The 21,804-nt window shown below is 72.5% G+C and carries 20 protein-coding genes; 3 read left to right on the top strand and 17 right to left on the bottom strand.

The window, feature by feature from the left end; genetic code table 11:
* Nucleotides 1-96: 96 nt before the first annotated feature.
* The 3 genes from CXR44_RS01205 to gltB form a co-directional block, all read right to left on the bottom strand.
* The gene (locus CXR44_RS01205; RefSeq protein WP_101782948.1) at nt 97-1,110 is read right to left on the bottom strand and encodes a DUF8094 domain-containing protein; all 1,014 of its coding nucleotides are present in this window, start codon (nt 1,108-1,110) and stop codon (nt 97-99) included.
* A gap of 136 nt (nt 1,111-1,246) precedes the next feature.
* Nucleotides 1,247-2,725: a glutamate synthase subunit beta gene (locus CXR44_RS01210; RefSeq protein ID WP_101782949.1), complete on the bottom strand. Its 1,479-nt coding sequence runs from the start codon at nt 2,723-2,725 to the stop codon at nt 1,247-1,249.
* A 14-nt stretch (nt 2,726-2,739) separates the two neighbouring features.
* Nucleotides 2,740-7,254: a glutamate synthase large subunit gene (gene gltB / locus CXR44_RS01215; protein ID WP_101782950.1), complete on the bottom strand. Its 4,515-nt coding sequence runs from the start codon at nt 7,252-7,254 to the stop codon at nt 2,740-2,742.
* A gap of 277 nt (nt 7,255-7,531) precedes the next feature.
* On the opposite strand from gltB, the gene CXR44_RS01220 reads away from it, so the two are divergent.
* From CXR44_RS01220 to CXR44_RS01230, 3 genes are read left to right on the top strand one after another with little or no spacing between them, the layout of a single operon-like run.
* Complete coding sequence (locus tag CXR44_RS01220; protein ID WP_219601624.1) at nt 7,532-8,086, top strand: ABC transporter ATP-binding protein; 555 nt, start codon at nt 7,532-7,534, stop codon at nt 8,084-8,086.
* 8 nt (nt 8,087-8,094) lie between these two features.
* Nucleotides 8,095-10,152 (top strand): YhgE/Pip family protein, encoded by a 2,058-nt coding sequence (locus CXR44_RS01225; protein WP_245898735.1) that lies wholly within the window; start codon nt 8,095-8,097, stop codon nt 10,150-10,152.
* Nucleotides 10,149-10,715: a TetR/AcrR family transcriptional regulator gene (locus CXR44_RS01230; protein WP_101782953.1), complete on the top strand. Its 567-nt coding sequence runs from the start codon at nt 10,149-10,151 to the stop codon at nt 10,713-10,715. Before CXR44_RS01225 ends, CXR44_RS01230 begins: the two co-directional genes overlap by 4 nt.
* Nucleotides 10,716-10,815: 100 nt before the next feature.
* Here CXR44_RS01230 and CXR44_RS01235 read toward each other — a convergent pair whose 3' ends face one another.
* The 14 genes from CXR44_RS01235 to hisI all read right to left on the bottom strand — a co-directional run bounded on the left by CXR44_RS01235 (nt 10,816) and on the right by hisI (nt 21,756).
* Nucleotides 10,816-11,409 (bottom strand): hypothetical protein, encoded by a 594-nt coding sequence (locus CXR44_RS01235; protein WP_101782954.1) that lies wholly within the window; start codon nt 11,407-11,409, stop codon nt 10,816-10,818.
* The gene (locus tag CXR44_RS01240; RefSeq protein WP_101782955.1) at nt 11,409-12,245 is read right to left on the bottom strand and encodes a hypothetical protein; all 837 of its coding nucleotides are present in this window, start codon (nt 12,243-12,245) and stop codon (nt 11,409-11,411) included. The genes CXR44_RS01235 and CXR44_RS01240 overlap by 1 nt, the downstream gene beginning before the upstream one ends.
* Nucleotides 12,242-12,946: a VIT1/CCC1 transporter family protein gene (locus CXR44_RS01245; protein ID WP_101782956.1), complete on the bottom strand. Its 705-nt coding sequence runs from the start codon at nt 12,944-12,946 to the stop codon at nt 12,242-12,244. The genes CXR44_RS01240 and CXR44_RS01245 overlap by 4 nt, the downstream gene beginning before the upstream one ends.
* Nucleotides 12,943-14,070 (bottom strand): prolipoprotein diacylglyceryl transferase, encoded by a 1,128-nt coding sequence (gene lgt / locus CXR44_RS01250; protein WP_101782957.1) that lies wholly within the window; start codon nt 14,068-14,070, stop codon nt 12,943-12,945. The genes CXR44_RS01245 and lgt overlap by 4 nt, the downstream gene beginning before the upstream one ends.
* 26 nt (nt 14,071-14,096) lie before the next feature.
* Entirely contained in the window at nt 14,097-14,849 is a 753-nt protein-coding gene (locus CXR44_RS01255; RefSeq protein ID WP_101782958.1) for a DsbA family protein, read from the bottom strand.
* Complete coding sequence (locus CXR44_RS01260) at nt 14,846-15,397, bottom strand: MauE/DoxX family redox-associated membrane protein (RefSeq protein WP_245898737.1); 552 nt, start codon at nt 15,395-15,397, stop codon at nt 14,846-14,848. The genes CXR44_RS01255 and CXR44_RS01260 overlap by 4 nt, the downstream gene beginning before the upstream one ends.
* Nucleotides 15,398-15,545: 148 nt before the next feature.
* Nucleotides 15,546-16,346 carry a tryptophan synthase subunit alpha gene (gene trpA, locus CXR44_RS01265; RefSeq protein WP_101782960.1) on the bottom strand — a complete coding sequence of 267 codons (801 nt, stop codon included), beginning with the start codon at nt 16,344-16,346 and terminating at the stop codon, nt 15,546-15,548.
* A gap of 220 nt (nt 16,347-16,566) precedes the next feature.
* Entirely contained in the window at nt 16,567-17,772 is a 1,206-nt protein-coding gene (gene trpB, locus CXR44_RS01270; protein ID WP_219601658.1) for a tryptophan synthase subunit beta, read from the bottom strand.
* 38 nt (nt 17,773-17,810) lie between these two features.
* Nucleotides 17,811-18,650 carry an indole-3-glycerol phosphate synthase TrpC gene (trpC, locus tag CXR44_RS01275; protein WP_101782962.1) on the bottom strand — a complete coding sequence of 280 codons (840 nt, stop codon included), beginning with the start codon at nt 18,648-18,650 and terminating at the stop codon, nt 17,811-17,813.
* Between the two features lie 118 nt (nt 18,651-18,768).
* Nucleotides 18,769-19,218, bottom strand: a complete 450-nt coding sequence (locus CXR44_RS01280; protein WP_101782963.1) for a DUF2752 domain-containing protein — start codon at nt 19,216-19,218, stop codon at nt 18,769-18,771.
* Nucleotides 19,219-19,232: 14 nt separating this feature from the next.
* The gene (locus tag CXR44_RS01285; protein WP_101782964.1) at nt 19,233-19,739 is read right to left on the bottom strand and encodes a CD225/dispanin family protein; all 507 of its coding nucleotides are present in this window, start codon (nt 19,737-19,739) and stop codon (nt 19,233-19,235) included.
* Nucleotides 19,740-19,882: 143 nt separating this feature from the next.
* Nucleotides 19,883-20,536 (bottom strand): DUF4190 domain-containing protein, encoded by a 654-nt coding sequence (locus CXR44_RS41515; RefSeq protein ID WP_101782965.1) that lies wholly within the window; start codon nt 20,534-20,536, stop codon nt 19,883-19,885.
* A gap of 110 nt (nt 20,537-20,646) precedes the next feature.
* The gene (locus CXR44_RS01295; RefSeq protein ID WP_101782966.1) at nt 20,647-21,309 is read right to left on the bottom strand and encodes a Trp biosynthesis-associated membrane protein; all 663 of its coding nucleotides are present in this window, start codon (nt 21,307-21,309) and stop codon (nt 20,647-20,649) included.
* A gap of 96 nt (nt 21,310-21,405) precedes the next feature.
* Complete coding sequence (gene hisI, locus CXR44_RS01300) at nt 21,406-21,756, bottom strand: phosphoribosyl-AMP cyclohydrolase (protein ID WP_101782967.1); 351 nt, start codon at nt 21,754-21,756, stop codon at nt 21,406-21,408.
* Nucleotides 21,757-21,804: the final 48 nt, after the last annotated feature.

The raw sequence follows: 21,804 nt of genomic DNA on the forward strand, positions 1-21,804 counted from the left end.
ACGGGGCTTGCCGGCCGTTCCGGCCGCCCTACCATGCGCGGGACGGATCACCACGCCCTAGCCTGGACCGCCTCCCCCGCTCGACGTGGCGTCGGGTCAGCGGCCGCTGCCGGCGACGATGCCGGTGTACGAGCCGATCACCCGCACCTGGGCGGGCTCGGCGGTCTTCGGGGGGATGTACGCCACCACCTGCAGCAATTCGCCCACTTTCATCCACATGTAGTACTTGCGGGGGAGGATGCCGTTGTTCTTCTGGAAGACGTAGTTGCGCTGCGAGCCCTGGATGACGTCGTAGCGCTTGGTCCGCTGGAGCGTGGTGAAGGCGAGCGCGCCGCCGTCGGCCGTGCGCAGGGCGTAGGAGGGGTACTCGGTCGCCGGCTTGACGCTCTCGGCGAGCCGGGCGTACCGCTTCATCGTGATCCTGTTGCCGGCGGCGCCGGTGGTGAGCGGGTCGGCCGCGAAACGGCTCTTGGCGGCGGTCGTGCCCTTGCCCGCCAGATGGACGGCGTAGCTCCTGGCGAAGTCGGCGGGCGACATCATCAGGCCGGTGGCGTCCGCCTGGTCCACTTCGGTGGCAGCGCCGGAGGCGTCGGTCCGGAGCTTCGGCAGGTCCCGAGCGGCGAGCTCCTCGAAGACGTCGGGAGAGTACACCTGCCGCCAGACATCCCCGTCGCGGGCGAACACCAGGTAGGTCGGATCCTCGGCTGTCTCGTTCCTGCCCTTCCAGTACACGCTCGCCAGGAACCACCGCTGCGTGGCCGGCACCACGAAGGTGGGCCTGACGTAGCTGAACGGCGTGTACGCGTCGTCGCCCAGCTTGCGCTGGGACAGGTAGGAGGCCTTGTCGATGGCGAGGCTGGAGCCGCCCTCGTAGGCGGCGAGCAGTTCGTCGCTCAGGGCCTCGTTGGCCGCGTTGTTGCGCTCGATGTAATCCTCGAGCACCGCGTCGGCCGCCAGGGCAGGGGCGGCCGCCGAAGGCTTCGGCGTGACGGTGGCGGCGGGCGTCGCCGGCCTCTCCTGCGCCGCCCGGTTCAGCCCCGGCAGGACCGAGCAGCCCGCCACCAGGCTTCCGGCCAGCACGCCACCGACCACGCGTCCGAACTGCCGCACCTCACACACCTCACAGAATGGTCGTTCAAAGTGCCCAAAACTACCAATAACGGCCTCGCCGGCCGGCCAGGGCCCCGCAACGCCCCGAGCGCCCGCCCGGACGAGGTCCGGACGGGCGCTCGGTGCGTCAGCGCGCTCAGACGAGCGGCCGCGCCGTGGGCAGGATGGGGTAGGGCAGCTCCGTGTCCCCCGTCAGGTAGCGGTCCACGCCCGAGGCGGCGGCACGCCCCTCGGCGATCGCCCACACGATGAGCGACTGGCCGCGGCCCATGTCACCCGCGACGAAGACCCCGTCCACCTTCGACATGTACGTCTTGTCGCGCGCGACGTTGCCCCGGGCGTCGAAGAAGCCGTCACCGGCGTCCTCGGCAAGGTCCCGCAGCAGGGCGCCCTTCTCGGGGCCGACGAAGCCCATCGACAGGGTGACCAGCTCGGCCGGGATCTCCCGCTCGCTGCCGGGGACGGGCTTGAAGCCGTTCTGCGGCCCCTCCACCTCGACCAGGCGCAGCGCGCGGACGTTGCCGGCCTCGTCGCCGACGAACTCGGTCGTCGAGACGGCGTAGACCCGCTCGCCGTCGCCGGCCGCCAGCTCCTCGTGGGCGCTCTCCATCTTGAACAGGATGGGGAACGTCGGCCACGGCTGGCTGCCGGGCCGCGACGCGGGCGGACGCGGCATGATCTCCAGCTGGGTGACGGAGGCGGCGCCCTGCCGGATCGCGGTGCCGATGCAGTCGGCGCCGGTGTCACCGCCGCCGATCACGACCACGTGCTTGCCCTCGGCCGAGATGGGCGACGCGGCGAGGTCGCCCTCCTGCACCTTGTTGGCCAGCGGGAGGTACTCCATCGCCTGGTGCACGCCGTTCAGCTCGCGGCCGGGAACCGGCAGGTCGCGCCACTGGGTGGCGCCGCCGGACAGCACGACCGCGTCGAACTGCTCGCGCAACTGGGCGGCGGTGACGTCGACTCCGACGTTCACGCCGGTGCGGAACTCGGTGCCCTCGGCCCGCATCTGGGCCAGCCGGCGGTCGATGTGCCGCTTCTCCATCTTGAACTCGGGGATGCCGTAACGCAGCAGCCCGCCGACGCGGTCGGCCCGTTCGAACACGACGACGTCGTGCCCGGTGCGGGTGAGCTGCTGGGCGGCGGCCAGCCCGGCGGGGCCGGAGCCGACGACCGCGACGCGCTTGCCCGTCTTGCGGGCGGGCGGCTGCGGGGTGACCCAGCCCTCGGCGAACGCCCGGTCGATGATCTCGACCTCGACCCGCTTGATCGCGACCGGGTCGGCGTTGATGCCGAGCACGCACGCCGCCTCACACGGAGCCGGGCAGAGCCTGCCGGTGAACTCGGGGAAGTTGTTCGTGGCGTGCAGCCGCTCGATCGCCTCCCGCCAGTCGGTGCGGAAGACCAGGTCGTTCCACTCGGGGATGAGGTTGCCGAGCGGGCAGCCGTTGTGGCAGAACGGGATGCCGCAGTCCATGCAGCGGGCCGCCTGCCTGGTCAGCTTCTCCTGGGAGAAGTCCTCGTAGACCTCGCGCCAGTCGCTGATGCGGACGTCCACCGGGCGGCGCGCCGGCAGCTCGCGGTCGTAGGTGAGAAACCCCTTCGGGTCAGCCATCGGTTACGCCTCCCTTAACCCTGAACCGCGGCCGCCATGACGGCCTCGTCGATGTCACGGCCCTCGATGCGGGCGGCCTCGGCCGCCTCCAGGACCCGCCTGTAGTCGGTGGGCATGATCTTGCTGAACCTCGCCACCGCGCCCTGCCAGTCGGCCAGCAGCTCCTTGGCCGCCGGGGAGCCGGTCTCGGCGAAGTGCTTGTCGACCGTCTCGCGCAGGAACTCCGCGTCCTGTTCGGTCAGGTCCTCGATCGCGACCATCTCCCGGTTGACCCGCTCGGCCCGCAGGTCGAGCAGGTAGGCGACGCCGCCGGACATGCCGGCCGCGAAGTTGCGCCCGGTCGGGCCGAGGACGACGACCCGGCCGCCCGTCATGTACTCGCAGCCGTGGTCGCCGACGCCCTCGACCACCGCCGTGGCGCCGGAGTTGCGCACGCAGAACCGCTCGCCGACGACGCCTCGGACGAACACCTCGCCGGAGGTCGCGCCGTACAGGGCGACGTTGCCGGCGATGATGTGCCCGTCGAGCGGCGCCTCCTCGTGCGGCCGGACGGTGATGCGGCCGCCGGACAGGCCCTTGCCGAGGTAGTCGTTGGCGTCGCCGGTCAGCCGCAGGGTGAGCCCGCGCGGGATGAACGCGCCGAACGAGTTGCCCGCCGAGCCGGTGAAGGAGATGTCGATCGTGTTGTCGGGCAGGCCGGCGCCGCCGTACCGCTTGGTCACCTGGTGGCCGAGCATGGTGCCGACCGTGCGGTTGACGTTGCGGATGGGCAGTTCCAGCGTGACCGGGGTGCCGTCCTTGAGCGCGCCCTCGGCGAGCTGGATGAGCGTGTTGTCGAGGGCGTGCTGCAGGCCGTGGTCCTGCTCGCCGACCCGGCGCAGCGGCGTGCCCTCGGGCAGCTCCGGCCGGTGCAGGATCGGCGTCAGGTCGAGGCCGCCCGCCTTCCAGTGGTGCTCGGCGGCGGTGGTGTCGAGCAGCTCGACGTGCCCGATGGCCTCGTCCAGCGAGCGGAAGCCGAGCTGGGCGAGGTACTCGCGGATCTCCTCGGCGACGAACTCGAAGAAGTTGACCACGAACTCCGGCTTGCCGCTGAAGCGCTTGCGCAGCTCGGGGTTCTGCGTGGCGACGCCCACGGGGCAGGTGTCGAGGTGGCAGACCCGCATCATGACGCAGCCGGAGACGACCAGCGGAGCGGTGGCGAAGCCGAACTCCTCGGCGCCCAGCAACGCGGCGATGATCACGTCGCGGCCGGTCTTGAGCTGGCCGTCGACCTGCACCACGATGCGGTCGCGCAGGCCGTTGAGCAGCAGCGTCTGCTGGGTCTCGGCCAGGCCGAGCTCCCAGGGGGCGCCCGCGTGCTTGAGGCTGGTCAGCGGGGAGGCGCCGGTGCCGCCGTCGTGGCCGGAGATGAGCACCACGTCGGCGTGGGCCTTGGACACGCCCGCCGCGACCGTGCCGACCCCGACCTCGGCGACGAGCTTGACGTGCACGCGCGCCTGCGGGTTGGAGTTCTTCAGGTCGTGGATGAGCTGGGCCAGGTCCTCGATCGAGTAGATGTCGTGGTGCGGCGGCGGCGAGATGAGGCCGACGCCGGGCGTGGAGTGCCGGGTCTTGGCGATCCACGGGTAGACCTTGTGGCCGGGCAGCTGGCCGCCCTCGCCGGGCTTGGCGCCCTGCGCCATCTTGATCTGCAGGTCGTCGGCGTTGACCAGGTATTCGCTGGTGACGCCGAAGCGGCCGGAGGCCACCTGCTTGATGGAGCTGCGCCGGGCCGGGTCGTAGAGGCGCTCGGGGTCCTCGCCGCCCTCGCCGGTGTTGGACTTGCCGCCGAGCCGGTTCATCGCGATGGCGAGCGTCTCGTGCGCCTCCATCGAGATCGAGCCGTACGACATGGCGCCGGTGGAGAACCGCTTGACGATCTCGGAGACCGGCTCGACCTCCTCGATCGGCACCGGGGCGCGGTCGCTCCTGAACGTGAACAGCCCGCGCAGCGTCATCAGCCGCTCGGCCTGGGAGTCCACCATGCTGGTGTACTCCTTGAAGATCTCGTAGCGGCGAGTGCGCGTGGCGTGCTGCAGCTTGAAGACGGTCTCGGGGTTGAACAGGTGCGGCTCGCCCTCGCGCCGCCACTGGTACTCGCCGCCGACCTGGAGCCTGCGGTGCGCGTTGGGCACCCGCGGGTAGGCGTGGCGGTGCCGCTCGGCGGTCTCGCGGGCCAGCACGTCGAAGCCGACGCCGCCCAGGCGCGAGGTGGTGCCGGTGAAGCAGGTGTCGATGACCTCCTGGCTCAGGCCCAGCGCCTCGAAGATCTGCGCGCCGGTGTAGGAGGCCACCGTGGAGACGCCCATCTTGGACATGACCTTGATGACGCCCTTGCCGTACGCCTTGATCAGGTTGCGTACGGCCTTGTGCTTGTCGACCTGCAGGACGCCCGTGTCGACCAGGTCCTCGACGGTCTCGATCGCGAGGTAGGGGTTGACCGCGCCGGCGCCGTAGCCGATGAGCAGCGCCATGTGGTGGCACTCGCGGGCCTCGCCCGTCTCGATGACCAGGCCGATCTTGGTGCGGGTCTTCTCCTTGATGAGGTGGTGGTGCACGGCCCCGGTGAGCAGCAGCGACGGGATCGGCGCCAGCTCCTCCGAGGAGCCGCGGTCGGACAGCACGATGATGCGGGCGCCGCCGGCGATGGCCTCGGACACCTCGGCGCGGATCTCCTCCAGGCGGTGCAGCAGCGCCTCGCCGCCGCCCGACACCTGGTAGAGGCCGGAGACCACGTGCGGGTGGAAGCCGGGCAGGTCGTGCTCGTCGTTGATGTGGATGATCTTCGCGAGCTCGTCGTTGTCGATCACCGGGTACGGCAGGACGAGCTGCCGGCACGAGGACGGGCCGGGGTCGAGGAGGTTGCCCTCGGGGCCGAGCACGCTGGCCAGGGAGGTGACCAGCTCCTCGCGGATGGCGTCCAGCGGCGGGTTGGTGACCTGCGCGAACAGCTGCGAGAAGTAGTCGAACAGCAGCCTGGGCTTCTCGCTGAGCACGGCGACGGGTGTGTCGGTGCCCATGGAGCCGATCGGCTCGATGCCGGTCCTCGCCATCGGCGACAGGATGATCCGCAGCTCTTCCTCGGTGTAGCCGAAGGTCTGCTGCCGCTTGACGAGCGCCTCGTGCGTGGGGATCTCGCGCTGGCGGGCGGGCAGCTCCTCGAAGCGGACCAGGCCGGCGTGCAGCCAGTCGGCGTACGGCAGCTCGGCGGCCAGCTCGGCCTTGATCTCGTCGTCCTCAATGATCTTGCCGCGGGCGGTGTCGATGAGGAACATCCGGCCCGGCTGCAGGCGGCCCTTGCGCACCACGTCGCCGGGGGCGAAGTCGAGCACACCGGCCTCGGAGGCGAGGACGACCAGGCCGTCGGCGGTCACCCAGAACCGGCCTGGGCGCAGGCCGTTGCGGTCGAGCACGGCTCCGGCGAGGGTGCCGTCGGTGAAGGTGATCGAGGCGGGGCCGTCCCAGGCCTCCATCATCGAGGAGTGGAACTCGTAGAAGGCCCGGCGGGCCGGGTCCATCTCGGTGTGGTTCTCCCACGCCTCCGGGATCATCATGAGGACGGCGTGCGGCAGGCTGCGGCCACCCAGGTGCAGCAGCTCCAGGACCTCGTCGAAGGAGGCGGTGTCGCTGCCGTCGGGGTCGCAGATCGGGAAGAGCCGGCTCAGGTCGCCGGGGATCAGGTCGGAGGCGAGCATCGCCTCGCGGGCCCGCATCCAGTTGCGGTTGCCCTTGACCGTGTTGATCTCGCCGTTGTGCGCGACGTAGCGGTAGGGGTGGGCGAGCGGCCAGCTCGGGAAGGTGTTGGTGGAGAAGCGCGAGTGCACCAGCGCGATAGCGGTCTCGTAGCGCTCGTCGGACAGGTCGGGGAAGAACGGCTCGACCTGCTCGGGGGTGAGCATGCCCTTGTAGACGATCGTGCGTGAGCTCAGCGAGGGGAAGTAGACCTGCGCCTCGTGCTCGGCCCGCTTGCGCAGGCAGAACGCCAGCCGGTCGAGCTCCAGCCCGGACACGGCGCCGGAGTCGGGCCCGGCGACGAACAGCTGGGCGAAGTGCGGCATCGCGGCGCGCGCGCTGGGGCCGGGCAGTGCGCGGTCGACCGGCACCTCGCGCCAGCCGAGCACGGTCAGGCCCTCCTCCGCGGCGATCTCCTCGATGCGCCGCACGGCGACCGCGCGCTCCTCCTCACCGGCCGGCAGGTAGGCGATGCCGGCGGCGTACCGTCCCGCTTGGGGCAGGTCGAAGGGCACGCTCGCGCGCAGGAAGGCGTCGGGGATCTGCGTGAGGATGCCGGCTCCGTCACCGGTGTCCGGCTCGCTACCCTTGGCCCCCCGGTGATCCAGATTGAGCAGCGCCGTCAGCGCCTTCACCACGATCCCGTGCCCGCGGCGGCCCGCGACGTCGGCGACCATGGCGACACCGCAGGCATCGTGCTCGTTGGCGGGGTGGTAGAGGCCCTGGGGCTCGGGGAACCCGAGGTGGGCAGCAGGCATTGAATCCCTCCCGTCGTCTTCGTCTGTTCAGAACTGCTCAACAGGCGGGGACGACGTTGGCCCTGCTGCATGTTGTGGGTAGAGATTACCGCACCCACATGGAGTGGTGCCCGCTCTGTCCGTATTGCGAACATTCACTGTGTCTTGACATGCGGACTCCCCCGTACCGAACAGCGGGATCACGTCCCTCATTCCCGGCCGGTACGACGTTTTTCGTCTGCTCGCCTCCTGGGCTATCTTTTGAACTGACCAGTCAGTTCAAAGAGGGAGGGTGGTCGTGATCGTCGCCAAGGGCCTGTCGGTCGAGGAGGTGTTCGCGGACGTCACGTTCACGGCCGGGCCCGGCACGCTGACCGTGGTGGCCGGCCCTTCGGGCAGCGGCCGGACGAGCCTGCTGCTCACCCTGGCCGGCCGGATGCGACCGGCCGGGGGCACGCTGAGCGTGCACGGCCACACCCGGCCCCGCGCCATCCGCCGCGTCGCCGCGCTCGCGCTGGTGGACGGGGTGACCGACCTCAACCGGTCCCTCACCGTCGGCGAGCACCTGCGCGAGCGGCGACGGGGCGCGTACGCCGACGCGCTGGAACGGGCCGGGCTCGACACCGGCGAGGCGACCCTCGTGCGCGAGCTGGACCGGGAGGACCAGGTACGGCTCGGCGTGGCGCTGGCGCTGCTCGACGACCCCGCGGTGATCGTCGCCGACAACGTGGACCAGGGACTGCCCCCCGACCGGCAGCGGGCGCTGTGGACCCTGCTCGGCGGGCTCGGCCGGACCGTCGTGGCGTCCTGCGTGCTCCCGCCCGCCCGTTACGACCACATCGTGGAGCTGTGATGCGGGGCATGCTGCGCTCCAGGCTGACCCGGCTGGCGCTGGCCGCCGTCGTGGTGCTGCCGCTGCTGTACGCCGGCCTGTACCTGTGGTCGTTCTGGGACCCGCAGGGCAACCTCGACCGGGTGCCCGTCGCCCTGGTCATGGAGGACCGGCCCGCGACCGTGTCCGGCCGGACCCTGCACGCGGGCCGCGACCTGGCGGCCGAGCTGCGCGAACGGCGGGTCTTCGGCTGGCACGAGGCCACGGCGCGGCAGGCGGCCGACGGCGTGCGGGACGGCAGCTACTACCTGGCCCTGACCATCCCCGCCGACTTCAGCGCCCGCCTGGCCTCCCCCTCCGACGACCGGGCCACACCCTCGCCCGCCCACCTCGGCCTGCGCGTCGACACCGGCCGCAGCTACGTCGTCGGCAGCATCTCCGACGCCGTGTTCAACGAGGTACGGGCGGCCGCCGAGCGCACGGTCATCCACGACTACTTCGACCGGGTCTTCGTCTCCATCGGCGACATCCACGACCAGACCTCCGAGGCCGCCGACGGGGCGGGCGAGCTGCACGACGGCACGGTGCGGGCCGGGGACGGAGTCGCCAGGCTCACCACCGGCCTCGGCACCGCCGGGGCGGGCGCCCGCAGGCTCTCGGCCGGGCTGGACAGCGCGGGCGACGCCGTCACCCGGCTGCGCGACGGCTCCGCCCAGGTCACCGGCGGCCTCACCCGGGCCGCCAAGGGCGTCGGCGAGCTGAGCGGCGGCCTGGCCAGGCTGCGCCGCGACGGCACGGCCGAGCTGCGCAGGGGCGCCCGGCAGGCCGCCGACCAGGTGCACGCCCAGACCGGCGACGTCAACCGGATCGCCGACACCTACGTCCCCGTGCTGAACGAGTGGGGCCCCCGCGTCGCGGACGCGGCCGACAGGGTCGCCGAGCAGGCCGGGCGGATCGACGACCCGCGGGCGCCGGAGCTGAGCGCCGCCGCCCGCGAACTGGCCGAGTCCGCCCGCAAGGTCTCCGCCGTGGCCCCCGAGCTGGGGCCCCGGCTCGACGAGGTCCGGCGGCAGGTGAACGCGCTGGACGCCGGCCTGGCCAAGCTCGCCGACGGCGCCGCCACCGTCGACGCCAAGCTCGGCGAGGCCGGCCAGGGGGCCAGGAAGCTGCAGCAGGGCGCCACCAGGCTGCGCGACGGCTCCGCCAAGATCACCGGCGGCCTCACCAGGCTCGGCGGCGGCCTGACCGAGCTGGGCGACGGCGCCGACCGGCTCGCCACCGGCGTCGACCGGCTGCGGGACGGCGCCGGCCGGCTCGACAGGGGCCTCACCCGGCTGGCCGAGGGCTCCAAGGACCTGGCCGACGGCCTCGGCGACGGGGCCGAGCAGATCCCCGACTACGACCGCCGGGAGCGCGAGGCCCGCGCCGGCATGATGAGCGACCCCGTGCGCCTGGCCAAGCAGGTGGACAACGAGGTGCCCGACTACGGCACCGGCTTCGCCCCGTTCTTCCTGCCCCTGGCGCTCTGGGTGGGCGCGATGATCGCGTACATGGTGCTCAGGCCGCTCAACCCGCGCCGCCTGGCGGGCACCACGGGGGCGGTGCGGATCGCGCTGGCGGGCTGGCTGCCCGCCATGGCGCTGGGCGCGGCACAGGTCGTCGCGCTGGTCGCGGTGCTGAGGTTCGGCCTCGGCATGCGGGCGGCGCACTGGGCGGGCGTCGCGGGGCTGCTCCTGCTGACGGCGGCGGCGTTCCTCGCGGTCGTGCAGGCGGTCAACGCGCTGCTCGGACCACCGGGACGGGTCGTGGCGCTGGCGCTGCTCATGCTCCAGCTCACCTCCGCCGCCGGCACCTACCCGATCGAGACCTCGCCCGGCTTCTTCCAGACCATCTCGCCGTGGCTGCCGATGAGCTGGGTGGTCGCGGCGCTGCGCCGGCTGGTCAGCGGCGGTGACCCCACCGTGGTGTGGCAGGCTTGCGGGGTGCTGATCACGTTCCTCGTCGCCGGTCTCGCGCTGACCACGCTCGCCGTGGAGCGCGGCCGTACCTGGTCGGTCAGGCGGCTGCACCCGGAGCTGGCGCTGTGAGCCGGCCGGACACCCGGGCCAGGGTGTTCGCCGCGGCGATCGACCTCATGGCCGAGCAGGGCTACACCGCCACCACCGTCGAGGCCATCGCCGAACGGGCCGGGGTGGCCAAGGGCACCGTGTTCTACAACTTCGGCAGCAAGGAGGCGTTGTTCGCCGCGCTGCTGGAGCACTCGGTCGCCAGGCTGGCCGAGGCGCTGTCGCAGGCCGCCACCGGCGACAGCCCGCTCGCCCGGCTCGACAACGTGGTGCTCGGCCAGTTGCGCTTCTTCGACGAGCACGGGCCGCTGGCGCGGGTGCTGCTGGCCGAGATGTGGCGGACGGCCTGGCAGGAGGCGGTGGCCCGGCTGCGCGAGCACGCCCTCGGCGTCTACGCCGGCGTGCTGCGCGACGCCGTGGCGGCCGGCGACATCAGGCCCGGCCTGGACGTGGAGACGGCGGCCACGGCCCTGTTCGGCATGGTGCTGACCGTCTCCATCGAACGCCGGGCCCTCTACCCCGGCCGCCCGCTGGAGCAGACCCACGCGACGCTCCTGGAGCTGATGCACGGCCGTCTCAGGTGAGCGCGAGGGGCGGCGCGGCGTCGAGGTCGATGCGGGTGGAGTCGGACACCGGCACCGGCGTCACCCCGGTCGCCGGGCGGCACCGCTCTCGTGCCGCGGCTCAGGTGGCCGCCAGGACGCGGGACTGGACGACGCGGCCGAGACCGTCGAGGGCGACGAGCGTCTTGACCGGGTCGGCGCCGGGGCCGCTCGCGCCCGCCCAGGCGACCGTGACGTAGTGTCCGAGCGCCCGCGCCGCCGCCCGGCTGCGCGAGGCGTCGAACGGGACCGCCTGCCGGACGAAGCCGTCCTCGGCGAGCGCGGCCACCAGCGCGTCGGCCGCCCGCCCGTCGGGCAGGTTGAAGATGACGAACTGGCCGGCGTCGCCCGACGCGCTCGTGTACGTGGCGCGCAGCGCCTGGGTGCAGCCCGTCGCGGTGACGCCCCACAGGGCCTCGTCGCAGTCGTCGAGCTGCTCGGCGGAGGCGCGGGCGAGCGTGCCGAGCGTCCGGCCGGCCGGCGTGAACACCTCGTCCAGCCGCAGCGGCGCCGCGTCGGCCTGCCGCGAGCCGATCAGCGCGTACAGGGCCGAGGTGGGCTCGCCGGTGAAGGCGGCGGGCCGGGGCTCGGCGCGGCCCCACCACAGCCAGGCGCCGGCGGCCAGCACCGCGAGCCCGGCCAGGGCCGCCAGCGGGACGACGAGACGGCGCGACATCAGGACGCCGGTCCCGTGATCGTGACGACCCTCCGGTAGACGGCCTTCTCGGCGCCTCGCAGGGTGATCGCCAGAGCGACGAAGTCGTCGCGGGTGGTCGGCTCGGCGCCGTCGGCCCTGCCGTACCAGACGAGCCCGACGTAGTGGCCGAGCGCGTATCCGGCCGCCTCGGTGTGCCCGCCGGCCGGGAAGGCGGCGCCCTGGGCGGTCAGCGAGCGGGTCCAGCCGCCCCGGTAACCGGTCTTCAGCCGCTCGACCAGCTCGGCGGCGGCTCGGCTGTCGCGCAGGTTGAGCAGGGTGTACTGGCCGACGTAGCGGCCGTCGGCGGTGGTGTAGAGGCCGCGGGCGGCCTGGTTGCACTCGGCGTCCGCGACCAGTTCGAGCAGGGCCTCGCCCCACAGGGCCGCCGCGCAGTCGGCGTCGACCTGCTTGGCCACGAGCCTCAGCCGCAGCTTCTTCTCCCCCGCCAGGGTCTTGCTCGCGAAGACCTCCTTCTCGGTGAGCGGCTTGGCGTCCTTGGCCCGGTCGGCGATCGGGTCGAACAGCTTGGACGCGGCCCACCCCTGGTAGGAGGAGGGGAGCCCGCTGTCGCCCTCGCCCACGGCGGCGCTGGCCGGGCGGTCGGAGACGTAGCCGCCGCCGAGCGAGAGGATGACGGCGGCCAGCCCGCAGGCTCCGGCGACCGCGCCGAGGACCGAGGCGATGATGACGAGCAGACGCTGCTGCTCCGGTCTGAGCCCCCAGTCGGTGAGCAGCGGGAACTGCCAGTCGGAGCGCGGCGTGCGGCGCCGTTTGCGCGCGGCCGTCCGGGTGGGGGGCTGTCCGCTTCCGGTCACAGGCCCGCCGCCCCGATCAGGTTGCCGAGCGCGAACGTGAGCCCGGCCGCCAGCGCGCCGACGAGCAGCTGGCGCAGGCCGGAGTACCACCAGGTGCGCGCCGTGACCGTCGAGACCAGCGCGCCCGCGCCGAACAGCGCGACGCACGACACCACGGCGGACACCCACAGCTCGGCCACGCCGAACAGGTAGGACACCAGCGGCAGGATCGCCCCCGCGGCGAACGACAGGAACGACGAGACGGCCGCCACCGTGGGCGAGGGCAGGTCGGCGGGATCGACGCCGAGCTCGTTCCGGCTGTGCACGCGCAGCGCGCGCTCGGGGTCACGCGAGATCTGGGCGGCCACCTCGGCCGCGGTGTCGGGGGCGACTCCCTGGTCGACGAGGGCCTGGGCCAGCTCGGCCTGCTCGGCTTCGGGATGCCGCTCCAGCTCACGTCGCTCGACGGCGATCTCGGCCAGGGCCAGCTCGCGCTGGCTGGCCACGGAGACGTACTCGCCGCCGGCCATGGAGAACGCGCCCGCCGCCAGCCCGGCGCCGCCGGCGAGCAGGATGATCGTGGTGTCGGAGGTGCCGCCGGCGACGCCGGCGATGAGCGCGAAGTTGGACACCAGCCCGTCCATCGCGCCGAACACCGACGGCCGCAGCCAGCCGCCGGTGACGTCACGGTGCTGGTGGTGCTGCTCCGCGCGCCCGGTCATCGCGCGTTCTTCTCCTCCGGCACTGCCACCCTGTCGGACGCCGCCGTCGCCTCGGGGCCCGCGGTGCCCTCCGTGCCGTCGAGGTCGCCCGCGGCGGCGCTCTTCGGCCCTTCGGGGCTCTTGGGGCCTTCCACGTCCTCCAGACTATCCGCGCCCTCGGGATGATCAGCGCCCGAGGACTCGCCGGGCCCGTCGCCGCCGGACGGGTCCGCCGGGCGGCGCAGCTCGTCCTCGTCGGCCTGGTCGGCCGGGTGGGCCGGATCGGCCGCCGCCCCGTCGTCGCCCTGCGCCGAGGCCGGGACCACGATCTCCGCGGTGTCCTTGCCGCGGGTCGCCCACAGGTAGATCAGCGCACCGGCGAACACGACGATCGACGTCCACTGGTTGATCCGCAGCCCCAGGAACGTCACCGCGTGGTCCACGCCGCCGACCGGGTCGATCCGCAGCCCCTCGATCCAGAAGCGTCCCAGCGTGTAACCGGCCACGTAGAGGGCGAACAGCCGGCCGTGGCGCAGCGAGAACCACTTGCCGGCCAGGATCAGCGCGAAGCCCAGGGCGACGTTCCAGATCGACTCGTACAGGAAGGTCGGGTGGTAGAGCACGCCCGGCTCGCCGCCGTGCCGGACGTCGATCTCCAGCCCCCACGGAAGCGTCGTGGGACCGCCGTACAGCTCCTGGTTGAACCAGTTGCCCCAGCGGCCGATGGCCTGCGCGAACGCGATGCCGGGCGCGACCGTGTCCGCCACGGCGCTCAGCGACAGGCCGCGGCGGCGGCAGGCGATCCACACGCCCACGCCGCCCAGGGCGATGGCCCCCCAGATGCCGAGCCCGCCCTCCCAGATGAACAGCGCCTGGTAGGGCTTCTTGATCGCACGATCGCCGAAGTAGGTCTGCCAGTCGGTGATGACGTGGTAGAGGCGGCCGCCGATCAACCCGAAGATCACCGCGGGGACCGCGATGTCGATGATCGTGCCGCTCTGGCCGCCTCGGGCGCGCCAGCGGCGCTCACTCAGCCAGACGGCGACGACGACACCGAGGACGATGCACAGGGCGTAGGCCCGGATCGGGATGAACCCGAGATACCAGACCCCCTCGGAGGGGCTGGGAATCGAGGCAAGGGGCATGTCAGGTGAGGGTAGCGGACGCGGGGCTACTTGGCCGCCTTCGTGACCTGTTCGCGCAACTCCTGCGGCGTGAAGATGACCTGGCTGTCCATGACGATGCCGTCGAGCTTGACGGTGGGCGTGCCCTCGATCTTCGCTTCCTTGCCGGTCTTGTCGCTGAAGGAGATCTGGGCGTTGGCGTGCTTCTGGCCCTTGACGCAGCTCTCGAAGTCGGGCGAGGTCACCCCCGCCTCCTTGCCCCAGCTCACCATGTCGTCGACCTTGAAGCCCTCGGCGGCCTCGCTCGGCTGGTTGGCGAACAGCAGGTCGTGGAAGGCCATCCACTGCTTGCCGTCGGCCACGCAGCGGGCGGCGGCGCCGGCGCGGACGGAGTTGCCGCGCGTGGGCTCCTGGCTGAAGATCGTGATCGGGTGGAAGACGACCTTGGCCTTGCCCTCGGCGGCGAGGTTCTTGAACGTCTGGCCGCTGACCTCCTCCAGCTGCTTGCACGCCGGGCACTGGAAGTCTTCGTAGATGTCGATGACGGGCTTGGTGACACCCTGCTTGGCCATCACCACCGAGCCGTTGGCGTCGACCGTGATCGGGGCCAGCGGCGCCGCCGCCTCCTCCGACTTGGACTGGCTGAAGGACCACAGCCAGCCGGCGCCGATGGCCGCCACGGCGACCACGCCGGCGGTGGTGTAGGTGACGATGCGCTTGCGCTTCTCCCGCGCCCGGTCGGCGGCCTGCTGCTCCTTGATCCGCTCGCGTGCCGTCTTCTGGCGCTCGCCCTTGCTCATCGGACTGTCTCCTCCTCGTGCTCGTCATGTCGTGCGTCGGCCTCTCGTGCGGCGGAGCCGGTCAGACCGAGGGCCGCGTCGAGCGCGTAACGCCCCGGCGGGAACCTGACCACCCAGCCGCCCAGCAGCACGAGCCCGAAGTCGCGCACGATGTCGAGCAGGTAGGTCGGCTCCTGCCCGGCCGCCAGCTCCCCGCCCCCGCCGAAGCAGCCGCAGTCGATCCGCAGCCCGTTGGCCCACGCCCAGGCGATGCCGAAGACGAACGCGAACATGAGCAGTGTCGCGACCGCCCCGGCCACCCTGGTCAGCAGGCCGACCACCAGCAGCACGCCGACCACGATCTCCAGCATCGGCAGGACGTAGCCCACCGCCGTGGCGATGTCCTCGGGCAGCAACCGGTACGCCTTGACCGCCACCACCGAGTCCCACGGCTTGGTGACCTTGAGCCCACCGGACACGATCAGCACCCCGCCCAGGACCAGCCGGGCGGCGGTCGTCACCCAGGGTATCGCCGTTCTGGCGTTACGTGACACCGGCAACGCGATCACAGCTCATCTCCTTGTCTACGGCCTCCGGACCGCACAGTATCCGGAGCACATCCGATCACGGGCCGAATAAGCGGCGGCTAAGGGGGAAACCGCCAGGCCGGAGGCCGGAAACGGGCCCGGGCGCGCCGGGAGGGACGATCATCGGCGCTCAGCCGCGGGAGCGGACGCCCTGCGCCATCTCGCGGGCCAGCTCGCCGATCGAGACGCGACCGGCCTGCTCGTCGGGCGCGTCGAGCATGCGGCGGATGAACGCCGAGCCGACGATGACGCCGTCGGCGTACGCGGCCACCTCGGCGGCCTGCGCGCCGGTGCCGACGCCCAGACCCACGCACACCGGCAGGTCGGTGTGCGCCCGGGTGCGCTTGACCAGGTCGCCGGCGGCGACGTTGACGCTCTCACGCGCGCCTGTGACGCCCATCAGGGACGCCGCGTAGACGAACCCGGTGCAGCACTCGACGACGGCCTGGATGCGCTCGTCGGTCGAGCTGGGCGCCACCAGGAAGACGGTGTCGATGCCGGCGGCGGCCGACGCCTCGCGCCAGGGGCCCGCCTCCTCGGGGGTCAGGTCGGGCGTGATGGTGCCGACGCCGCCCGCGGCGGCGAGGTCGCGCGCGAACCGGTCGGCGCCGTAGCGGTCGATCGGGTTCCAGTACGTCATGACGAGCGTCGCCGCGCCCGTGGCCGCCACGCCCTCGACCGTGCGCATGACGTCGGCGATGCGGGTGCCGTTGGTCAGCGAGCGGTGCACCGCGTCCTGGATGGTCGGGCCGTCCATGAGCGGGTCGGAGTAGGGCAGGCCGATCTCGATGACGTCGCAACCGGCCTCGACCAGGGCGGCGGCGGCGGCGATGGCGCCGTCCTTGGACGGGAAGCCCGCGGGGAGGTAGCCGACGAGCGCCGCGCGGTTGTCCGCCTTCGCCTTGGCGAACACCGTCTGAAGAGTTGTCATGATCGTCCGTTCTCAGTGGTCGAGGCCGCTACGCCGCCGCTGCCGCCCTCGCGCTCCATGGTGCCATCGCCCGCCGCCCCTCCTCCGGAGCCGCCGCCGGTGTCGCCGCGACGCCGCCGCCGGGGATGCGTGGTGTCACCCGCCGGCCGCGACGCCGGTGCCGCCGCCGAGGTCCGCCGGGCGCCGTACGGCCGCACGCGCGCGCGTGGCGACCGTGGCGCTAGAGATTGAAGTACTTCATCGCCGTGCCCATGTCCTTGTCGCCGCGCCCGGAGAGGTTGACCAGGATGGTCGCCTCGGGGCCGAGCTCGCGGCCCAGCTCCAGCGCGCCGGCGAGGGCGTGGGACGACTCGATGGCCGGGATGATGCCCTCGGTCCTGGCCAGCAGCGAGAAGGCGGCCATCGCCTGGTCGTCGGTGACGCCGTGGTAGGTGGCGCGGCCGCTGTCCTTGAGCCAGGCGTGCTCGGGGCCCACCCCGGGGTAGTCGAGCCCTGCCGAGATCGAGTGCGACTCGATCGTCTGGCCCTCGTCGTCCTGCAGCACGTAGGTGCGCGCGCCGTGCAGCACGCCGACCGAGCCGGCGGTGAGCGTGAGCGCGTGCTCGCCGCTCGCCAGGCCGTGGCCGCCCGCCTCGTAGCCGTGCAGCTGGACGCCCTCGTCGCCGATGAAGGCGTGGAAGATGCCGATCGCGTTGCTGCCGCCGCCGACCGCCGCGCAGACGGCATCGGGCAGCCGGCCGGTCAGCTCCAGCATCTGGCGGCGCGCCTCGACCCCGATGATCCGCGCGAAGTCGCGGACGATCTCGGGGAACGGGTGCGGGCCGGCGACGGTGCCGAACAGGTAGTGGGTGGTGTCGACGTTGGTGACCCAGTCGCGGAACGCCTCGTTGATGGCGTCCTTGAGGGTCTTGGACCCGTTGTGCACCGGCACCACGGTGGCGCCGAGGAGCTTCATCCTGGCCACGTTGAGCGCCTGGCGCTCGCAGTCGACGGCGCCCATGTAGATGACGCACTCCAGGCCGAGCAGGGCGGCGGCGGTGGCGGTGGCCACGCCGTGCTGGCCGGCGCCGGTCTCGGCGATGACCCGCTTCTTGCCGAGCCGCTTGGTCAGCAGCGCCTGCCCGATCACGTTGTTGATCTTGTGGGCGCCGGTGTGGGTGAGGTCCTCCCGCTTGAGGACGACCCGCGCGCCGCCGGCCTGCTCGCTGAACCGCGGCACGTCGGTCAGCGTGGTGGGCCGGCCCGCGTAGGTGCGCAGCAGATGGTCGAACTCGCGCAGGAACTGCACGTCCGTGCGGGCCTGCTCGTAGACCTTGGCGACCTCGTCGAGCGCCGGGATGAGGGCCTCCGGCACGTAGCGCCCGCCGAAGACGCCGAACTTGCCGCGCAGGTCGGGGTCGTCGCCGTGGGCGCCGTTGCCCGCCAGGTCGGCGGCGGTGAGGATGGAGCCGTCGTGTGTCACTGCTATCCCTCTGCTCCGTGGTCGGGGCGCGTCGCCGGGTGGGCGCCGGCCGTCACCAGCGCCTCGACCGCCTTGCGCGGGTCCTTGCCGGTGACCAGGCTCTCACCCACCAGCACGGCGTCGGCGCCGGACCTGGCGTAGGCGAGCAGGTCGTGCGGCCCGCGGACCCCCGACTCCGCGATCTTGATGACATTGTCCGGGATCTTAGGCGCGATCTTCGCGAAGACGTCGCGGTCGACCTCGAGTGTCTTCAGGTTACGCGCGTTGACCCCGATGACGCGGGCACCGGCCGCGACGGCGCGGTCGAGCTCCTCCTCGGTGTGCACCTCGACCAGCGGGGTGAGCCCGATCGACTCGGCCCGCTCGATCAGCGACACCAGCGCCTCCTGCTCCAGGCAGACGACCATGAGCAGCGCCAGGTCGGCGCCGTGGGCCCGCGCCTCCCACAGCTGGTAGGAGGTGAGGATGAAGTCCTTGCGCAGGATCGGGATGTCGACCCGCGCGCGGACCGCGGCCAGGTCGTCGAGGCTGCCGCCGAACTTGCGCCGCTCGGTCAGCACGCTGATGACGTGCGCGCCGCCCTCCTCGTAGTCGGCGGCCAGCGCGGCGGGATCGGCGATCGCGGCGAGCGCACCCTTGGACGGGCTGGAGCGCTTGACCTCGGCGATCACCGACACCCGGTCGCCGCCGAGCGCGCCGAGCGCGTCTCGGGGGTCGGGAGCCCGCTCGGCCCGCCGCTTGAGCTCGTCGAGCGAGACGGCCTGCTGGCGTGCGGCGAGGTCGGCGCGCACCCCGTCGAGGATGTCGTCGAGGACACTCGGCCCTTCGGTACGCTCACTCACGCGCTTGGGATCCCTCCGGTCGGCAGTTGGGGATGGCTGAGAGTTCGCGTCGCGTCCGCTCCCGGCCTGTCCTGCGATGGTATCGGCCCCACCGGCCCAGCCCGGCCACAGCCCCCGGCTAGGGCGCCAGGAACGCCCCGAACGGAAGGTTGCGCACGACCCAGTAGACCATCACGACGCCGATGAGAGCCCACAGCCAGGCGGGATGCGCCAGGGTGGTCCTGCGCGGCCGGCCCTGCCAGGCGCGGACCAGCCAGCGGCCCCACCAGAAGACGAGGAACGGGACCGTGGCCACGGCCAGCGGGTTGAGGCCGAGCGCGGCCACCGGGTCGAGATGCGCCAGCGCGTGGATCGTGCGCAGCGTCCCGCAGCCGGGGCAGTAGAGGGGCAGGCCGAAGATCTCACCCGTGGCCCACAGGAAGGGGCACGTCGGGTAGTGGCCTGGCTCGTTCGGGTCGACGAGGCCGACGAACGCCACCACGGCGCCGGCGGCCGCCGCGACGCCGAGCGGCGCCAGCACCGACCGCGATCGTCCGGTGCCGCGCCGCTCGAGGTTCGCGATGCCCATCAGGCATAGTCCCGTCAGTAGCTCGGCGTGTTCGCCGCGATGACCACGAACAGCAGGATGTAGCCGATGATGACCAGGCCCCACCAGATGGCGCCGGCGATCAGCGAGCGCTTCCACCAGGTCTTGGCCTCCTCGGAGGCCTCCGCCGCACCCTGGTAGTCGCCCATCTGCCACTTCGAGTTGACCTGCGACGACTTCACGATCGACACGATGCCGAGGGGAAGGCAGCAGAACAGCGTGGTCAGGATGGCGGCGACCAGGTGGTTGTCCGGCGGGGGCTGCTGGCCGTAGCCGCCGGGCTGGCCGTAACCGCCACCGGGGGGCTGGCCGTAACCGCCGCCGCTCGGCGGCTGCTGACCATAGCCGCCGCCGCTCGGGGGCTGCTGGCCGTAACCGCCGCCACTCGGGGGCTGCTGGCCGTAGCCGCCGCCGTAACCACCGCCGCTCGGCGGCTGCTGCCCGTAGCCGCCGCCCGGAGGCTGGGCGCCGTAGCCGCCGTCGCCCTGGTTTCCGTAGCTCATGCTCGTTGACTCCTCATGCGTTCATTGTCTGCCGAGTTGCGCGCGGCAGCCTAGCGACAAACCATGAGCGACATGGATCAACGCCCTATTTAGGGACATTTCGTGATCGGACTGCAACGGTGTGCACGGTTCGTGACAGCGCGTCAGTAGCTCGAGGTCGTCGCGGCGGCGGTGAGGCCGAACAGGGCGAGCCACATCCCACCGAAGATCACCCAGAGTATCAGCCACAGGACGATCGTGATGTAGGAGGTCACCAGGCCGCCCATCGCCATGCCGTGGCCCTCCTCCCCCGTCTTCTTGATCCGGTTGAGCGCGATGTGGCCCACGATGGCGCCGGGGATGCTGGTGAAACCGCAGAAGATCAGCCCCACGATGCCGAGGATCAGCGACGTCACGGCCATGCCGTTGGTCGTTCTCGCGGGTTGCGGCTGTCCGTATCCGGCGTATCCCTGCTGCCCGTATCCCGGCTGCCCGTACGCCTGGCCGTAGTCGGGGTTCGGCTGGCTGTACCCGCCGGACCCGTATCCCTGCTGTCCGTAGCCACCACCGCTGGGGGGCTGCTGACCGTAACCGCCCTGTCCGTAGCCACCGCCACTGGCCGGCTGCTGACCGTAGCCACCCTGACCGTAACCGCCGCCGCTGCCCGGCTGCTGACCGTAGCCACCCTGACCGTAGCCACCGCCGCTGCCCGGCTGCTGACCGTAGCCACCGCCGCCGCTCGGCGGTTGCTGACCGTAACCGCCGCCGGGCGGCTGTGCGCCGTAGCCCCCGCTGCCGCCCTGGTCCCCGTACGTCATGCCTTCGGCTCCTCCGTGTCGTGGCGAGTGACGTGGCCAGCTTATTGATCTGACGCCCGGCCGGTCCGGGTTCGTGGCAGACCGTCGGCCATTCGTGACCTCGCCGCCGCTCAGGAGGTGGGGTCGTCTCCCCGGTCAAGGGCGTCCCACAGGGCGCGGTCGTCCGCCGCGGGCGCGCGCCGCCGCGCGGGGTCGCGCTCGTAGCGGTCGCCCATGCCCGCCCACCGGCCGCCGCGCACCACCGCGACCAGCCCGCCGGCCGTCATGATCGCCGCGCCGAGCCCGGACGACGCGGGCCACAGCGTCACGACGTCCCACTGCAGGGCGTCCGTGGCCTGCAGCACGTTGTGCTCGCCCAGCCAGTCGAGCGCCGCGTCGCCGCCGGCCGCCAGCCAGGTGGCGATTCCCGCCACGAGACCGCACAGCGCCACCAGCGCGCCGATCAGCCGCCGGGCGACGCCCTTGGCCGCCAGCGCCGCCACCACGCCAGCCAGCCCGGCGAGCGCCACCGGGACGAGGGCGGGGCCGAGGTCTCCCCCGGTGGGAACGGCGAGCGTGCCGGAGCCGCCGTGGCCTCCCGTCGCGCGCACGCCGGTCACCCAGGGGCGGGTCGTCGCGAACAGGACGAGCGCGCACCCCAGCGCGGTGGCCAGCACCCACGCGCCCAGCTCGCGCCCGGACCGCCGCCGTTCGCCGGCGCCCCCGCCGTTCGCCGCCTCCCCGGGAACGGCCGCGCCCGGCCCGGGCACGGCGGGACGTTCGGGCGAGCTCATGAGGCCGCCGCGGGACAGGCGGGCGCGGCCGGACGTCCGGGCGAGCTCATGAGGCGGCCGCGGGGATGACGGGCACGGCGGGACGTTCGGGCGTGGTCATGGCGCCGCCCCCACCTCCAGTGGGTCGGCGTCGAAGCAGGTGCGGTCACCGGTGTGGCAGGCGGCGCCCACCTGGTCGACCTTGAGCAGCACCGTGTCGCCGTCACAGTCGAGCGCGACGGCCCGGACATGCTGCACGTGACCGGACGTGTCGCCCTTGACCCAGTATTCGCCGCGGCTGCGCGACCAGTAGGTCGCCCGGCCGGTGGTGAGGGTGCGGTGCAGGGCCTCGTCGTCCATCCAGGCGAGCATGAGGACCTCGCCCGTGTCGTGCTGCTGGACGATCGCGGGCACCAGCCCGTCGCCGTTGCGCTTCAGCCGCGAGGCGATCTTGGAATCCAGGGGCATGCCGCCATTCAACCAGCCTCGCCGGCCGCCCTTCACATCGGACGCCGC

This window comes from Nonomuraea indica, assembly GCF_002850745.1.
Lineage (GTDB): Bacteria > Actinomycetota > Actinomycetes > Streptosporangiales > Streptosporangiaceae > Nonomuraea > Nonomuraea indica.